Origin of the sequence: Pseudomonas sp. NFIX28 (assembly GCF_900107395.1) — a bacterium.
Lineage (GTDB): Bacteria > Pseudomonadota > Gammaproteobacteria > Pseudomonadales > Pseudomonadaceae > Aquipseudomonas.
In genome coordinates this window covers 130,671-145,879 of record NZ_FNPW01000017.1, presented here as the reverse complement: position 1 = coordinate 145,879, position 15,209 = coordinate 130,671, and the positions used below count along the sequence as shown (strand labels likewise).

The following is a 15,209-nucleotide window of genomic DNA, read 5'->3' as shown; positions in this document are numbered from 1 at the left end:
GACTGATCGTAGAGGCTGCTCGCCCTAGCAGCGCGGCCATGGAACGGATCGAGTTACCTGCCACCACTGCACGCGAAATCTCTTCGCGCTCAGCCAACGTCAGCGCCAATCTGGACCTGCGGCGTACAGCGGGTCTGATACCGCCTGTTTCCGCCAAGATGTGCTGTATCGATGAATGGTTTCGATCAAATAGTTGGGCTATGTGCTGGAGAGAGTCGCCTTTCTGCCAGTGATCCCACATCAGTTTTTTCTGGCTTTCGGTGTAATAGATCCGAGGTCTCTGCTTCATCTGCAACACTCCTTCTGCTTACACAGAATTTAGTTGTGTTGCATCGACCGGTTGAATCCACAGCCAAAAGCAGACGTTCGCTAGAGACTGCTTATGGCCGAAAGCTGACCAAGCTTTAGCGTCCGCTTCTGGCCGATTAGGGCCATTGGCGAGTACTCGCTTTTGCCAAGGACAGATCACCAAACCAAAAGGGACATCAATCTAATTAGCCAAAGTTGCCCCGCTCTACTGAGCGGGGGCGTCATCCCTGTTAACAGGCGCTAGCTGCCGGATTGTGTGCCATGACGATCCACGCCGCGCCGTCGATCATCACCGACCGCTCGCCGGGGAGGCCCGCAAAGGCGGCGCGAACCGCGGCCGAGGCGTGGGCGCGGATGTCGTCGGGCTGATTAGCGAGCATAAGTGACAGCGGGCCGCCCTCGAACGCCATCCTCACCGCGTCATCTATCGCCGCATCCCGAGTCTCGCCTTCACCGAACGGGATGGAAACATCGAACGGCGCAAAAGTGATATCGGTAAAGCCAGCGGCCGTCAGGATACGTGTCACGCGTCCCCGATCACCGAACGAGAATGGTCCGGGTGCTTCGGGATCAGGCGGTGCGGTCAGCGGGACGATGCCCTTGATCGCGCCCATCGGCAGGCGCACCCAATCGTTCTCGGCCACGCCGCGCCAGCAGATGAAAGCGACCCGCCCGCCCGGCCGGAGCGCGCGTCGCATATGGGCGAACGCCCCTGTCGGATCGTCGAAGAACATCACCCCGAAACGCGAGAAAAGGATGTCAAACGCGCCCTCGGGCAGCTCGGCGCTACTGGCGTCGGCCACCTGGAACAGGACCGGCGTATCCTGCGGCGCAAGCTCGCGCGCTCGTCCAATCAGCGGTTCGGATATGTCCACGCCCAGCACATGTCCGCCCGCGCCGACGCGGGCAGCCAGAGCCAGACTCGACGCGCCCGCGCCGCAACCGACATCCAGCACGCGTTCGCCCGTGGCGGGCGCCGCGGCTTCTATCGCGGCCTGGCCGAATACCGCAAACATGGCATCGAGCCGGGCCTGGTTGGCGGCCCAGTACTCTCCGCTTTGGCCATTCCAGTCGGCGACCTGATAGGCTTTTTGCTCTGTCATGACATCTCCTCGTTTTGATTCGTTTTTAACCAGCTAGCCTTTGATCGAGGCAAGGAGGAAGGGGCGCTACTTGGCCCATGCCGCGATCCGCTCCGCGATCGCCTCAGGGGCCTCGATGTGCAGGAAGTGACCGACGCCGGGGACGACTTCCATCGCGTGCGGGGCGGCGAACCGATGTCGGTCTTCGACATGCGCGGGGAGGATGCAGCCGTCGTTGGCACCGTGAAGCTGCAACAGGGGCACCGTGATCGGCTGAGACATGCGTCGCGTCGCACCAATCATGCCGGGGCGCAGCATCGCCCGGTAATACTTTAGGGGCGCAGGCATGCTCTTGCGCAGATGCTCGTGTAGCTCTGCCTTGAGAGCGGGATCGAGCGAGAAGCCGGGCGACCATCGACGCAAGAGGCTGTCGATGAAGGCAAGATCGCGGGCGGTGGCGATCCAGCCGCTTCCAGGCAGTTGAAAGAGCCCCATGTACGAGCTCCGGCGCAGTTGAGCGAGGTGCGTCAGCCGGCTCATGAACGTGAGTGGATGAGGGATTGCGAGCGCGACCGCGCGTTCGATCCGCTCCGGTGCGGTGACGCAGGCATCATAGGTGATCAGGGCGCCCCAATCGTGGCCAATCAACTCCACGGGGCGCCCCGGAGACCAGCGGTCGATCAGCGCGAGCACGTCGCCGGTGAGGGCTGCGAAGTCGAACGGCCCCGCGGTCGGGGACGGCGCGTAACCGCGAAGCCAGGGTGCGACGACGTGGCGGCCACGGCGGCCGAGCTCGGCAAGGAAGGGCTTCGCGGTCGGCGGATGATCTGGGAAGCCGTGCAAGACGATCGTCGGTTGACCATCGGGATCCCCCCCCTTCAGCGCATGAAAGGTGCCGTGTGGCAGGTCGAAAGTGACGTGTTCGAACTCCATGTGTGTCAGCCTTTTTCAAAAAATGGTCGGGCGAGAAATGCTGATGCTGGCTTCGGTGTTTCTGGTCTTGGACATGTGCGCCTCCATGCTCATCTCCAAGCTGTGCTCTCAAGCCGGGATCGACTGCTGGGCGAAGATGCCGGCCATCGCGCCTTGCCATATTTCCGGAGTCAGGCCGTGCAAAAGCCGGGGACGGCGACCTTCTGGAACAGGTGCGGGGTGGCTACGACGGATGACGGATAGGCCGAAACCTTCGCGACGAATTCGGGGCGGGCGAAGGCATCGCGGAGCGTCTCGGTGGACTCCCACACCACATAGTTCAGGAAGGTCGGGCTATCACCGATCGCTCGGTGCAGTTGGGTGGAGATGAAGCCCGGCTGCTTCTTCAGGGTTTCGCCTGCCGCCTTGAAGGCGTCCAGGAAGCCCGCTTCGTCGGCGGAACCGACCGTGAATATGTTGATAAGTACGATTGGCGCGGCCGAGATGCCGAGTTGGCGCTCAAGCGGGAATTTATCGTCTAGCGGCTTGAATTTCTTTAGGACTTCCATGGTGGCGCTCGCGTCTATTGTGAAATTGGCGTGATCGATGCTGCTTGATCTCAAACCAGCATCGACTGCTGGGCGAAGATGCCCGCCGTCGCGCCTTGCCATGATGCCGTGGTGACCGAGGGCATTCCGGGGTTGGCGAGGTCGCCGGCGGCGTAGATGCCGGGCACGCTGGTTTCGCGGCGCTCGTCGACCTTGAGGACGATGCCCTGGGGCGTATCGACCGTGGCGAGGCCCAGCGATTCATGCAGGCGTGCGGACGGCTTGTTGCGCGGATGCGCGAACAGGATGTCGACCGCAACAGAGGGGCTGGCGTCGAGCCTGACGGTGGCGTTGTGGCTCTCTTCATGGTCGATTTCGGTGATCCGGCCATCGACGACAGGGATGCCGCGGCGCGCCAGATCGGCCCGGATGTCGGGTGGAATGTCGTGACCATTGGCGAAGACCGTCAATGTGTCGGTCCAGTCGTGGTACAGCCTGACGTAGTTGTGCGATGGCGGGCCGGACCAGACGAGGCCCCAATGCCGGCCGGCAACTTCAAAGCCGTCACAATAGGGGCAGGGCACGATGGAGGTGCCCCAGCCTTCGGCGAAGCCGGGAACTTCAGGCATCTGGTCGGCGACGCCATAGCTCAGGATCAGGCGGCGCGCCCTGAGGCTTTCGCCATCGCCAGTGAGGATGGAGAAATCGTCAATGGCGCCGGAAATACTCTCGGCTCGGGCAGTGACCAGACTGACCGTAGGGTAGCGCGCCAGTTGCTGCCGCGCCTCGGCAAGAATCTCCAGCGGTGGCTTGTGGTCGTGGCCGAGTAGACCATGCGAGTGGTCGGCGAAGCGATTACGCGGAAGGCCGGTATCGAGAACGGTGACTTTTCGGCGGGCACGACCAAGCTGGAGGGCGGCGGCAAGACCCGCAAAACTGCCGCCGATAATGATGACGTCATTCATGGTGATAGGCTCCGCGTTGTGGCTGAAGGGGCTTGGGTTTTACTGTTTGGATACTTTCGAGTACCATAATCCCGGAATTACGATACCGTCAAGTACTGGAATTTTTATGACCGAAATCAGCCAGACCCGGCGCGGCCGGCCGGCCAACGAGGCGCTCAGCCAAACGATCGTCGACGCCGCCGGCGAACTTTTTGTGGAGTTGGGTTTTCAAGCGACAACAATGGACAAGGTCGCCCAGCGGGCAAAAATATCCAAGCTAAGCATCTACCGACACTTTGAGAACAAGGAGGCGCTGTTCAGCGCGGCCATCGCGGCCCACTGCCATCAGTTTGCACCACAGGCCATTATTGAAGGCGTCGACGGTTCGGCTGCAGATCAGCTCATGGCGGTGGGGACATTCCTGTTGCGCACGTTGTTGAGTCCGGAAGTGCGCAGTGTTGAAGCCATGATCATGGTCGACAAGACGAAGCAAAAGTCGTTGAGCAAGCTCCATTACGAAGCCGGCCCTGCCTATGTCATCGCCCAGATCGAGGCCCTGTTGCGTCAGTTGCACGCGGAGGCGATGCTTAACGTGCCCGACCCGTTAGAGTCTGCCCGCTTGTTTGCCGCGCTTATCAAAGGGTCCGATCTCTTGATGATCGCCCGCTTCGATGAGGCGAAAGCCGAGGACGACAACGAAATCGAATCCTATTGCCGGTCGGCTGTCGCCATGTTCATCGCCGCGCACGGTGTTTAGTGGTTGATTTGAACGCCTGATGTTGGTCGTTAGCTGGCCATCACAAATGGCAGGCTTCGGCCGTTAGCAGTCGCTTGCCAACGTCTGCTTCTGGCCGAAAGCAGCCCTTGATCGATTTCTGCAGGTCAGATCTTGTGGATGTTGGGCGGACAGCTCTAAGGGGCAGGTGTTCTCAGAGACGCTCGACAGGTAACCTGAGCTCCCAACTGCGTAGCACCGCGATGGACATCAATCTACTGAACGAATCCATGATTGGTCATTGGCGTATTCCCTCGGGTGTCTGGCAATGCGAGTTCCAGTTTGGGAGCCGATTGATTTACGTCCAGCATCACGATGACGAGCTCCCCCATGCCAGGCTTATCGAAGCGCAACATATGGTCAATGCCGCGTGGACTGATTTGCCCCAAGCCCTAAAGTTTGCCGAGCAGCACTGTAAAACGCAGAGGCCCGAGTTGATGCGGCTTTATGAGACTCATATGCCGTGGGAGTCTCCGTTGTATGTGTGCTCAATCCACTTCGATCTCGACTCACCTTACCCCGGCTATACCATTTCCAAGAACCCGGATTTTGATTGGGGTCGTACCTTGGTCGATGAAGACGAACTGTGTATGAGTCACAGCGTCTGCATGGAGCTGCATGAGCCAGGGGATGACTTTTGGATTTACATCAAGCGCGTGGGCTTTCAGCAATTTGAGCTTGGCTATTAGCCTAGTGGTCAACTATCAACCCAGGGCCTGTCCCTGAACTTCGTTGATCAGGCACGCTCCCCAATACACCACCACTGAACTTCAACCTCATCATCGCTTTGGGTTACATCATGCCCATGCTCGATGAATGACTCGGGTATATCCAGGGCAAGCTTGTGGCTCAGGCTTATTGGAGCGAGCGAATTATGCTGCCCCAGAAAACTCAGATAGTACTCACGGTCATAGAACACCGTTACTTCACTTTGGTGCAGCCAGGGCCATACCAGTAGGCAGGCGACGCGGTAGTAGCCATGGCTGCGATCCGCAGCGCGGGAAAGATGGTTCGCTGCTTCGAGCAGTTGCTGAACGCAAAACGCCTGCAATTCGATACGTGCCTGCGGACCCTCAACGAGGGTATTGAGCACTGGAATCTTCCAGTGCGTGTAGCGCTGGCGTTCATCAATGTGAGGATAGAACTCACCGCTAAAGCCCGCGGCCCAGTACTCCAATGCGCGGAGACGTCGGGGGATGCCTCGGAGTTTTTTGTTACTGAGGAGTAGTCTTCGCAAGGGATGTCCTTATGCTGTGCGGTGACACTGACGGTTTGGGTGCTCATTGTAAGCTGCTAAACGATCAGCGTTTTCGGGCGTTGATATTGGAAATATCCGCTCTTGAAAGCTGCCCGGCATGGGCTTTCATTTCTGACGGTTTGCAAATAGCCTGATGTTTTTCTGTGTGGCTCGACATCCTTTTTAGCGATCCCGGAAACGGTCCAACCGCAATCCCTGCTTCACCCATACCGAAAACACGAGCGGCAAAAAATCTTGAAATAGCTCGGCGAAATAACCCTATAAGCCGTCCGCCCCCTTTTCTGCATTCTGGCAGCGACCGTCGAGCGTCCATCAGTTGCAGTTCATCTGCTGTCCAGTGGTCTCATGAACAGGTCTGGCTCTTCGTGAAGCCCTGAAATCTGGCACATCGAACAACCCGGTGACTAAAGTGCCCTCCACAAGCGGACACTACGGATTGCATGGCCTTGGCGAGGGCCGGCGGGCAGGGTGCCGTTCGCACGGTTTTCCATGGGCCGGCCACTTCGCGGCTATTATCTAATTTCAGGTCGATGGCCTAAAAGACCCATGTCCACGCCGATGGCCTGATGTCCTGCTCGCCCGGGTAAAAACGCTTTCTCAGCCTTGCTGAGCCGTATCGGGTGTGGCTTCGACGACGGGGCCCCTCCAGTGTCGAGGGCTGTCAATGGCGCTTCACGGTAATCAGGGACGACGACCGTGATGGCATGCATGAAGTGGCGACAATGGATATGAGCGTCGGGTCGACGGCCGGAGAAGAAGACGCGGGCTTTTTCGCGCAGACCCTGGAACAGGCCAACGATGCAGTGGTGATCATCGACGATCGCAACCAGGTGGTATTTTTCAACGCGGCGGCCGAACGCTTCTGGGGCTGCCCACGGCGCGAGGTGCTGGGCAGCGATGTCGGCACGCTGGTGCCGATCCCCATCCGCTCGCGGAACGACGGCCAGACCGGGATCAACAAGATCATCGGCACCAGCCGCGATGTCTGCATCACGCGCAAGGACGGCGAAGAGCGCTGGGGCGCGATGGCGATTTCGAAAATCACCCTGCAGACGCACATTTTGTATGCGGCCTTTTTCAAGGACGTGACCCAGGCGCGGCTGAAGGATATCGAGCAGTGCTTGCTGTCGATGTCGGTCAACCCCGACTGTTCGGCCATCTGCATCGTCGATGCCGACGGCCGGATGATCTACATCAACGACGGGCTGGTGCGCTTGCTGGGGTATTCGCGCGAGGAACTGCTCGAGCGCTCGCCGCAGATGTTCTTCGTCGCCGATGCCGACGCGCAGGCCGATGCGCTGCAGCTGGACAGCATCCTCGGTGGCCAGCCCCATGAAGCCTGTGGCCTGGTCGGCAAGCGCAACGGCCAGCGGCTGAGGGTGCAGGTCTGCTCGGCGCCGGTGTTCGACGCCGCGGGGCGGATCGGCAACATCGTCATTGTGTTCACCGATATCAGCGGTTCCCGGTTACCCGAAGCGCTGCAGGACAAGGTCGTGGGCGCCTTGTTGCAAGAGCAGCCGCTGGACAGCGTGTTGACGCTGCTGTGCCAGGAAGTCGAGCGCCTGGCGCCGGAGGTCATGGTTTCGATCCGCCGCATGGCGTTCGCCGATGCCCTGACCGGCTTGCCCAATCGCAGCTTCCTGCTGGCCGAGGCCAACCGCAGCATCGCCGAGGTCGCCCGTGAGCAGGGCGAGCTGGCGGTGTTGTATGTCGACCTGGATCGTTTCAAGCAGGTCAACGATGCCCTGGGCCATGCCTCGGGCGATGCGCTGCTGCAAATCATGGCGCAGCGGCTGCGCAGCGTGCTGCGCGAGTCGGACATCGTCGGGCGGCTGTCGGGCGATGAGTTCGTGCTGGTGCTGCCCCGCATGAACGCCGGCAAGGTCACGGCTTTTCTCGAGCGCCTGATGCCAACCCTGGGCGCCCCGGCCGAGATTGCCGGAACCGCCATGCTGCCCTCGGCCAGCATCGGCGTCAGCATGTTTCCCGGCGACGGCCAGGACATGGAAAGCCTGTTGCATTGCGCCGATATCGCCATGGACCAGGCCAAGCGCACCGAGCGCGGCGGTTTCAGGTTTTTCCTCGAGGAAATGGACCAGCTCGCCCAGCACCGCCTGCAGCTGGAGACGGCGCTGCGCCAGGCCCTGACCAGCGACGGCCTGCACCTGGTGTTCCAGCCGCAGATCGACTTGCGCAGCAACGGCCTGGTCGGGGTCGAGGCGCTGGCACGCTGGGAACATCCGAGCCTGGGCAAGATTGCGCCGGCGCAATTTATCGCCCTGGCCGAGGAGTGCGGGCTGATCAACTACCTCAGCCAGTGGGTGCTGTGCAAAGCCTGCGAGCAACTGGCGCGCTGGCGTCAGGCGGGGCTCAGGGTGCCGTCCATTTCGGTCAACCTGTCGCCGACCAATTTCCACAACCTCAACCTGGCGGCCCTGATCGCCCGCCAGTTGCAGCGCTGCGGCCTGCAGCCGGCGGACCTGTGCGTGGAGGTCACGGAGGGCGTGTTCCTGTGCAGCAACCCCAATACCGAGCAGACCCTCCAGGACCTGCACACCCTGGGCGTGCGCCTGGCCATCGATGACTTTGGCGCGGGTTATTCCAGCCTGGGCTATCTGCGGCGCTTGCCGATCAACGAACTGAAGCTGGACAAGAGCTTTGTCGAGGAGCTGCAGCACGATGCCTCCTGCCGCGCCTTGAGCGAGGCGGTCGTCGGCATCGGCAAGGGCCTGGCCCTGCGGGTAGTGGCCGAGGGCATCGAGCACCCCGAGCAGCGCGATATCCTGCTGGCGCAAGGTTACGGCGTGGGGCAGGGCGAGCTGTTTTCCAGGCCGCTGCCGGCCCGGCTGTTCGGGCAGTGGTTCGTGGGCTGGCGCCCTTAGCCGGCCGCTCGATTTGCCGCCGGTGAAACCAGGCGCCCTGAAGAAACTGCCTCGTTCGCGGCGAAAGTCGGCTATGAACAGAAAGAGGGACTTTCCTGCGCCCATGACCCCGGAGCCACGCAATGCGTCATGCCTTTGTCGAAACTTACTACCAAGCCACGGTTGAAAAGACCGCCTACCCAGGGCTCGACGGGCGGGTGGAAACCCGGGTCTGCATTCTGGGCGGCGGGCTGGCCGGGCTTTCCACTGCCCTTGGCCTGGCCGAACGTGGCGTGAGCGACGTGGTGCTGCTCGAATCCCACTCCGTGGGGCACGGCGCTTCGGGGCGCAACGGCGGGTTTGTATTCGCCGGCTATTGCCTGGGCAACGCCGAGCTGTTCAAGGTGCTGGGCCGCGAAGAGGCACGGCGGCTCTACCGGCTGACCATCGACGCGGTCGAGCTGATCCGCCAGCGCGTCCGGCAATACGGCATCCAGTGCGAGCTGACCGACAAGGGCATCTTGCTGGCCAACTGGTTCAACGACCCGGCGCGCCTGGAGCAACCTCGGCAACTGATGAAGGAGGTCTATGGCGTCGACTGGCAGCACGTGGCGCCCGGCGAGTTGCGGGAAATGCTCAAGACCGAGCGCTATTTCGGCGCCTTGTTCGAGAGCAATGCCTTTCACTTCCACCCGCTCAAGTATGTCTATGGCGTGGCGGCGGCCGTGGCCGGGCATGGCATCGATATCCACGAACACTCGGCGGCCCTGGCGATCGAGCCGCAGGGCGGCAAGTACCTGGTCAGGACCACGCACGGCGAAGTGCTGGCCGAGCAGGTGGTATTCGCCGCGGGCGGTTATGCCCGCGGGCTGTATCGCCCGGTGGAGCGGGCGACGCTGCCGATCGCCACCTACGTGGTGGCCACCGAGCCTCTGGGCGAGCGTTTGCGCGAGGCGATCAACTGCGAGGCGGCCGTCTACGACACCCGGTTCGCCTTCGACTATTACCGCCCGCTGGCGGACAGCCGGATCCTCTGGGGCGGGCGCATTTCCATCCTCAATCGCGGCCCGCAGGCGATCGCCGGCTTGCTGAAGGCCGACCTGGTCACGGTCTACCCGCAATTGGCCGACGTGCAGCTCGACTATGCCTGGGGCGGGCTGATGAGCTACGGCCGCCAGCAGATGGCGCAGATCGGCCGGGATGACAACGGGGTATGGCATGCCGTGGGCTTCGGCGGCCACGGCATGGCGCCGACCACGGTGGCGGGGGAGGTGCTGGCGGATGCCATCGCCAAGTCCATCCCGATTCCCCAGGGCTTTGCCCGCTTCGGCCTGGTGCCCACCTGCGGCCTGCTGGGCCTGGTGGCGGCGCAGGCGACCTACACCGCCTGTCAGGTCCGGGATGCCTACGATGCCCACCGTCTGAACCCCTGAGCGCAGCCCTTTCCCGGGGCCGGCGGGCCTAGGCGCAACTTCAGCGTTTTCTGGCCCAAACCCGGGAATGAACTTATGCTGGCGGGCAAATCTGCATTCATTGAACCGCCAAGGCGTGACGCGAGGACGTTCCGAGCGTCTACGACTTGAACAAGTGACGCTGCTGCAGCCCGTATTGGCTCTTGGCATATTGAAATTTGGGAGATTGTCTATGGTCATCAAACCCCGCGTTCGCGGCTTTATCTGTGTGACGACCCACCCGGTCGGTTGCGAAGCCAACGTCAAGCAACAGATCGACTACGTCACCGAACAAGGCGCCATCGACGCTGGGCCAAAGAACGTACTGGTGCTCGGCGCTTCCACCGGCTACGGCCTGGCTGCGCGTATCACCGCTGCCTTCGGTTGCGGTGCCAACACCCTGGGCGTGTTCTTCGAGCGCGGCAGCGTTGACGGCAAGCTCGGCACCGCCGGCTGGTACAACACCGCGGCTTTCCACAAATTTGCCGAAGAAAAAGGCCTGTACGCCAAGAGCATCAACGGCGACGCCTTCTCCGACGAAGTCAAGCGCCAGACCATCGAAACCATCAAGCGCGACCTGGGCAAGATCGACCTGGTGGTCTATAGCCTGGCCGCTCCGCGCCGTACCCACCCGAAAACCGGTGAAGTGCTGAGCTCGACCCTCAAGCCGCTGGGCAAGTCGGTGACCCTGCGTGGTGTCGACACCGACAAGGAAATCGTTAAAGAAACCACCCTGCAGCCAGCCACCCAGGAAGAAATCGACGGCACCGTGGCGGTGATGGGCGGCGAAGACTGGCAGATGTGGATCGACGCGCTGCACGAAGCCGGCGTGCTGGCCGAAGGCGCGAAAACCACCGCCTTTACCTACCTGGGCGAGAAGCTGACCCACGACATCTACTGGAACGGCTCCATTGGCGAAGCCAAGAAGGACCTGGACCAGAAAGTCATCGGCATCCGCAAGGAGCTGTCGGAGCTGGGCGGCGACGCGCGGGTTTCGGTGCTCAAGGCCGTGGTGACCCAGGCCAGCTCGGCGATCCCGATCATGCCGCTGTACCTGTCGCTGCTGTTCAAGGTCATGAAAGAGCAGGGCACCCACGAAGGTTGCATCGAGCAGGTCTACGGCCTGTACAAGGACAGCCTGTACAACCCGAACCCGATCATCGACCAGGAAGGCCGCCTGCGCGCCGACTACAAGGAACTGGAACCGGCCATCCAGGACCGCGTGAAGCAGCTGTGGGATGAAGTCACCAGCGAAAACCTCTACCAGCTGACCGACTTCACCGGCTACAAGCAGGAATTCCTGCGCCTGTTCGGTTTCGAGATCGACGGCGTCGACTACGAAGCCGATGTCGATCCGGACGTGAAGATCGCCAACCTGATCCAGGTGTAAGCGAACTTAACGCGTCATCGCCAACGCCCCTCCCATGAGGGGCGTTGTCGTTTCTGCCCGGGCTGTGCGCTGGTTCAGGCCGGTGCCTGTCAACGTTCGACCTGGGTTGGGATCGACATCTGGCGCATCACTCGTGTTGAATGTCGGCCCATTGCCAAGAGGGAAGACCATGCAAGCCGCGCCCGTGCGCATCACCGCCGAGGAGATGCTCTCCGACAACTGGTACCTGCTGAAGAAATACAGCTTCGACCTGCAACGCCGCGACGGCAGCTGGCAGGCGCAGACCCGCGAGGTCTACGACCGTGGCAATGGCGCGACCATCCTGCTGTACAACCGCGAGCGGCGCACGGTGCTGCTGATCCGCCAGTTCCGCATGCCGACCTACGTCAACGACCACAGCGGCTACCTGATCGAGACCGCCGCCGGCCTGCTGGACAATGCCAGCCCGGAGGAGCGCATCCGCCTGGAAGCCGAAGAGGAAACCGGCTACCGCGTCGGCGCGGTGCAGAAGGTCTATGAAGCCTTTATGAGCCCCGGCTCGGTCACCGAGCGCATCCACTTTTTCATCGGCGAGTATTCCCCCGACGACCGCATTGGCGACGGCGGCGGGCTGGAAGAGGAGGGCGAGGACATCGAGGTGCTGGAGCTGGGCTACCAGCAGGCGCTGGACATGGTGCGCAGCGGCGAGATCGTCGACGGCAAGACCATCATGCTTTTGCAGTACCTGGAACTGCGCCTGATGCCACCGCGCCTGACGATCCTGCTGGCCGCGCCGCGCTCCTCGGGGGCCGAAGATGCAGCGGCGCAGCAGGCCGCCAGCCTGGACCGCTGTGCCGCGCAGTTGTTCGAGGCCGGGCATCACCCCGTGCTCGGCCAGTGGCTGGGGGACGCGACGGATGACTCGGACCCGCAGCACGATGCGCGCTTCCAGGCGCGTGCCCTGCCTCTATTGCAGCGCTGCGACGCGCTGCTGCGCATCGGCGGCGCCTGCGCCCGTGCCGATGCCCTGGTGGCGATGGGCGAGCGCCTGGGCCTGGCGGTCTACCGTTCGCTGCAGGACATTCCCCGCTGAACACCTCCCGCTGAGCCGGCCCTCTGCGGGCCGGCCGGCTGACGGCCTTGTATCGAAGTGTGTATCGGCCCGGCGCTGATACACCTGCTTGTGCTGGCGCCGCTTGCGCACACAACCCGGATACACCCCGAGGATTAACTACGTCCACCCGCCAGCACCGAGCTTCTCGGTGCCGGTGGCGGGAACCGTTAATCAATCCATCGAAGGGGTATCAGCATGTTCAAACTCTCCAACGTTTCCAACGTCGCGCTCGGCCTGGCACTGGTCGGCGGCCTGGGCCTGTCCACCGCTGCTTCGGCACTGAGCATGACCGAGCTGTCCCAGGGCTACACCCTGGCCGCGGCCGACGGGGTCAAGGCCTCGGCCGAAGGCAAATGCGGCGAGGACAAGTTCGCCAAGACCGACACTAACCACGACGGCAAGGTCTCCCGCGAGGAGTTCATCGCCGCCGCCCCCGAGCGGGCCGCCGAGTTCGACAAGATCGACGCCAACCACGATGGCGCCATCAGCCTCGGCGAGGCCAAGCAGTACCTGGCGGCCAAGGCCGGTTCGGCCGAAGGCAAATGTGGCGAAGGCAAGTGCGGCGCGGCGATCGAGTCCTGATCGGCGGCGGGGGCACTTAGGTGCCCCCTTTTTTCGGGGCAACCAGGAGATGAGCCCATGCAACCTTTCCCTATCGCGTTATCCCGCCAGGCCCCGCGCCTGCCCGTTTCGGCAGCCGTGGGGCTTGGCTTGCGCCGTGCCTTGCTCGACTCACTGAAGACGGCGCCTGCGGGCGCTTTTGATTTTCTGGAACTGGCACCGGAGAACTGGGTCGGCATCGGCGGCGCCCATGGCGCCGCGCTGTGTGCCCTGGCCGAGCGCTACCCGCTGAGTTGCCACGGGTTGTCGTTGTCCCTGGGCGGCCCGGCGCCGCTGGACCTGGCGTTCCTGGGCGAAGTCCGGCAGTTCCTCGAGCGTTTCGATGTGCCGCTGTACAGCGAACACCTGAGCTACTGCGGCGACGACGGCCACCTCTACGACCTGTTGCCGCTGCCCTTCACCGAAGAGGCGGTGCGCCATGTCGCGGCGCGCATCCGCCAGGCCCAGGAGGTACTGGGTCGGCGCCTGGCGGTGGAGAACGTCTCGTACTACGCGGCGCCGCGCCAGGACATGGACGAGCTGGCCTTCACTAACGCGGTGCTGGCCGAAGCCGATTGCGACCTGCTGCTGGACGTCAACAACCTCTACGTCAACTCGGTGAACCACGGCCTCGACCCGCAGGCTTTCCTTGCCGGCCTGCCGCCGGAACGGGTGGTGGCGATGCATGTGGCCGGGCACTACGACCAGTCCGACAGCCTGAAAATCGACACCCACGGTGCGCCGGTCAAGCCGGTGGTCTGGGCCTTGCTGGCGCGTGCCTATGAGTTGTTTGGCGTGCAGCCGACCCTGCTGGAGCGGGACTTCAATTTCCCGCCATTCGCCGAGCTGCTGGGCGAGCTGGACAGCATCCGCCGGTTGCAGGCCGATACCGGCCAGGCGCCGGGGAGGCTGGCCCATGCTTAAGCCGACGATCGCCCTCGGGGCCCAGCAACAGGCCTTCACCGCTTACCTGCGCGACCCCGAGCACCAGGCGCCGCCCGCCGGGATGGACCGCGCGCGGGTGGAGATTTACCGCGAGCTGGTGTTCGACAACCTGCAGTCGTTGCTCAGCGGTACTTTTCCGGTGCTGCGCTCGGTGCTCGGCGAGACTGACTGGCGCCGGCTGCTGCGTATCTTTCTGCGCGAGCATCGCTGTGCCACGCCGAAGTTCGGTGAGATCGCCGGCGAGTTCGTGGCCTGGCTGGCCGCGGAGCCTGCCGCCTTGCAGGACGCCGGCTGGCCGGCCTTTATGGTCGAGCTCAGCCATTACGAATGGATCGAAATGGCCTTGCAGCAGGCTGAGGCCGAGCCATTGCCGGCCAGCGATCCAGGTCGGCTGCTGGATCAGCCGTTGCGCCTGTCGCCCCTGGCCTGGCCGCTGGCCTACGCCTGGCCAGTGCAGCGCTTGGGCCCGGCCTGGCGCCCCACGACGCCGGGGGCTGCACCGACCTTGCTGCTGATCCGCCGCGATGCCGATTATCGCGTGCACTTCTGCGAACTCAGCCCCCTGGCCTGGCGCCTGCTGCAACGCCTCGAGGCATTCCCCCAACTCACGGGGCACGCCCAGTTGCAAGGCCTGGCCCAGGAAGCCGGCATCGACGACCTCGAGACCTTTCTCGCCAATGGCCTGAGCCTACTGCAACAAATGCACGCCCAAGCCGTTATCGGCCCGATGTAGCCGCTGGCGCAGCCCGCGATCGGCGGCGCAGCCGTCGCAGAACCGGGTTGCACGTTCCGCCTGACCCACTGCATGGCCTGGGTTTGCGGCTGCTTCGCAACCGATCGCAGGCTGCGCCAGCGGCTACAGGGATTGGGTATCGGCCTTTCTTTATTGGAAAGCCCCCAACGCCATAACTTGAAGCAGCGGCTGCGTTACCGCGATCACCGGACCAGATGCCGGCTGCTGACGTTGCCGATGTAGCCGCTGGCGCAGCCTGCGATCGGCGGCGCAGCCGTCGTAAAACCTGATTGCACGTTCTGCCTGAC

15 protein-coding genes are annotated in these 15,209 nt (G+C 62.8%); 9 read left to right on the top strand and 6 right to left on the bottom strand.

The window, feature by feature from the left end:
• From BLV20_RS26530 to BLV20_RS26510, 5 genes are all read right to left on the bottom strand, one after another.
• Positions 1-289, bottom strand: a 289-nt coding sequence (locus tag BLV20_RS26530; RefSeq protein ID WP_139192748.1) for a helix-turn-helix domain-containing protein, incomplete at its 3' end; no start/stop codon positions are given.
• Positions 290-539: 250 nt separating this feature from the next.
• Positions 540-1,412 carry a class I SAM-dependent methyltransferase gene (locus BLV20_RS26525; protein WP_092305377.1) on the bottom strand — a complete coding sequence of 291 codons (873 nt, stop codon included), beginning with the start codon at positions 1,410-1,412 and terminating at the stop codon, positions 540-542.
• A gap of 66 nt (positions 1,413-1,478) precedes the next feature.
• The gene (locus tag BLV20_RS26520) at positions 1,479-2,324 is read right to left on the bottom strand and encodes an alpha/beta fold hydrolase (protein WP_092305376.1); all 846 of its coding nucleotides are present in this window, start codon (positions 2,322-2,324) and stop codon (positions 1,479-1,481) included.
• A 170-nt stretch (positions 2,325-2,494) separates the two neighbouring features.
• The gene (locus tag BLV20_RS26515; RefSeq protein ID WP_041475302.1) at positions 2,495-2,872 is read right to left on the bottom strand and encodes an antibiotic biosynthesis monooxygenase family protein; all 378 of its coding nucleotides are present in this window, start codon (positions 2,870-2,872) and stop codon (positions 2,495-2,497) included.
• 50 nt (positions 2,873-2,922) lie between these two features.
• A complete protein-coding gene (locus tag BLV20_RS26510) occupies positions 2,923-3,816 on the bottom strand; it encodes an NAD(P)/FAD-dependent oxidoreductase (RefSeq protein WP_092305375.1) in 894 nt (297 codons plus the stop codon).
• A gap of 106 nt (positions 3,817-3,922) precedes the next feature.
• Here BLV20_RS26510 and BLV20_RS26505 point away from each other — a divergent pair, with 106 nt between their 5' ends.
• Together BLV20_RS26505 and BLV20_RS26500 are read left to right on the top strand one after the other, a co-directional pair.
• Entirely contained in the window at positions 3,923-4,552 is a 630-nt protein-coding gene (locus BLV20_RS26505; protein WP_092305380.1) for a TetR/AcrR family transcriptional regulator, read from the top strand.
• A gap of 221 nt (positions 4,553-4,773) precedes the next feature.
• Positions 4,774-5,259, top strand: a complete 486-nt coding sequence (locus BLV20_RS26500; RefSeq protein ID WP_092305374.1) for a hypothetical protein — start codon at positions 4,774-4,776, stop codon at positions 5,257-5,259.
• A 47-nt stretch (positions 5,260-5,306) separates the two neighbouring features.
• Here BLV20_RS26500 and BLV20_RS26495 read toward each other — a convergent pair whose 3' ends face one another.
• Positions 5,307-5,747 carry a DUF3916 domain-containing protein gene (locus tag BLV20_RS26495; RefSeq protein ID WP_256577879.1) on the bottom strand — a complete coding sequence of 147 codons (441 nt, stop codon included), beginning with the start codon at positions 5,745-5,747 and terminating at the stop codon, positions 5,307-5,309.
• A gap of 803 nt (positions 5,748-6,550) precedes the next feature.
• Between BLV20_RS26495 and BLV20_RS26490 the strand changes: the two genes are divergently transcribed.
• From BLV20_RS26490 to BLV20_RS26460, 7 genes are all read left to right on the top strand, one after another.
• Positions 6,551-8,710 (top strand): sensor domain-containing protein, encoded by a 2,160-nt coding sequence (locus BLV20_RS26490; protein ID WP_256577878.1) that lies wholly within the window; start codon positions 6,551-6,553, stop codon positions 8,708-8,710.
• Positions 8,711-8,832: 122 nt separating this feature from the next.
• Entirely contained in the window at positions 8,833-10,122 is a 1,290-nt protein-coding gene (locus BLV20_RS26485; RefSeq protein WP_092305371.1) for an NAD(P)/FAD-dependent oxidoreductase, read from the top strand.
• 211 nt (positions 10,123-10,333) lie between these two features.
• Entirely contained in the window at positions 10,334-11,530 is a 1,197-nt protein-coding gene (fabV, locus tag BLV20_RS26480) for an enoyl-ACP reductase FabV (RefSeq protein ID WP_092305370.1), read from the top strand.
• A 169-nt stretch (positions 11,531-11,699) separates the two neighbouring features.
• Positions 11,700-12,602, top strand: coding sequence for a GDP-mannose pyrophosphatase NudK (gene nudK / locus BLV20_RS26475; protein WP_092305369.1), 903 nt, complete (start codon positions 11,700-11,702; stop codon positions 12,600-12,602).
• A gap of 216 nt (positions 12,603-12,818) precedes the next feature.
• Positions 12,819-13,205, top strand: a complete 387-nt coding sequence (locus BLV20_RS26470) for an HvfA family oxazolone/thioamide-modified RiPP metallophore (protein WP_092305368.1) — start codon at positions 12,819-12,821, stop codon at positions 13,203-13,205.
• 57 nt (positions 13,206-13,262) lie between these two features.
• The gene (locus BLV20_RS26465; RefSeq protein WP_092305367.1) at positions 13,263-14,147 is read left to right on the top strand and encodes an HvfB family MNIO-type RiPP peptide maturase; all 885 of its coding nucleotides are present in this window, start codon (positions 13,263-13,265) and stop codon (positions 14,145-14,147) included.
• Entirely contained in the window at positions 14,140-14,901 is a 762-nt protein-coding gene (locus BLV20_RS26460) for an HvfC family RiPP maturation protein (RefSeq protein ID WP_092305366.1), read from the top strand. The genes BLV20_RS26465 and BLV20_RS26460 overlap by 8 nt, the downstream gene beginning before the upstream one ends.
• The last annotated feature ends 308 nt before the right edge of the window (positions 14,902-15,209 follow it).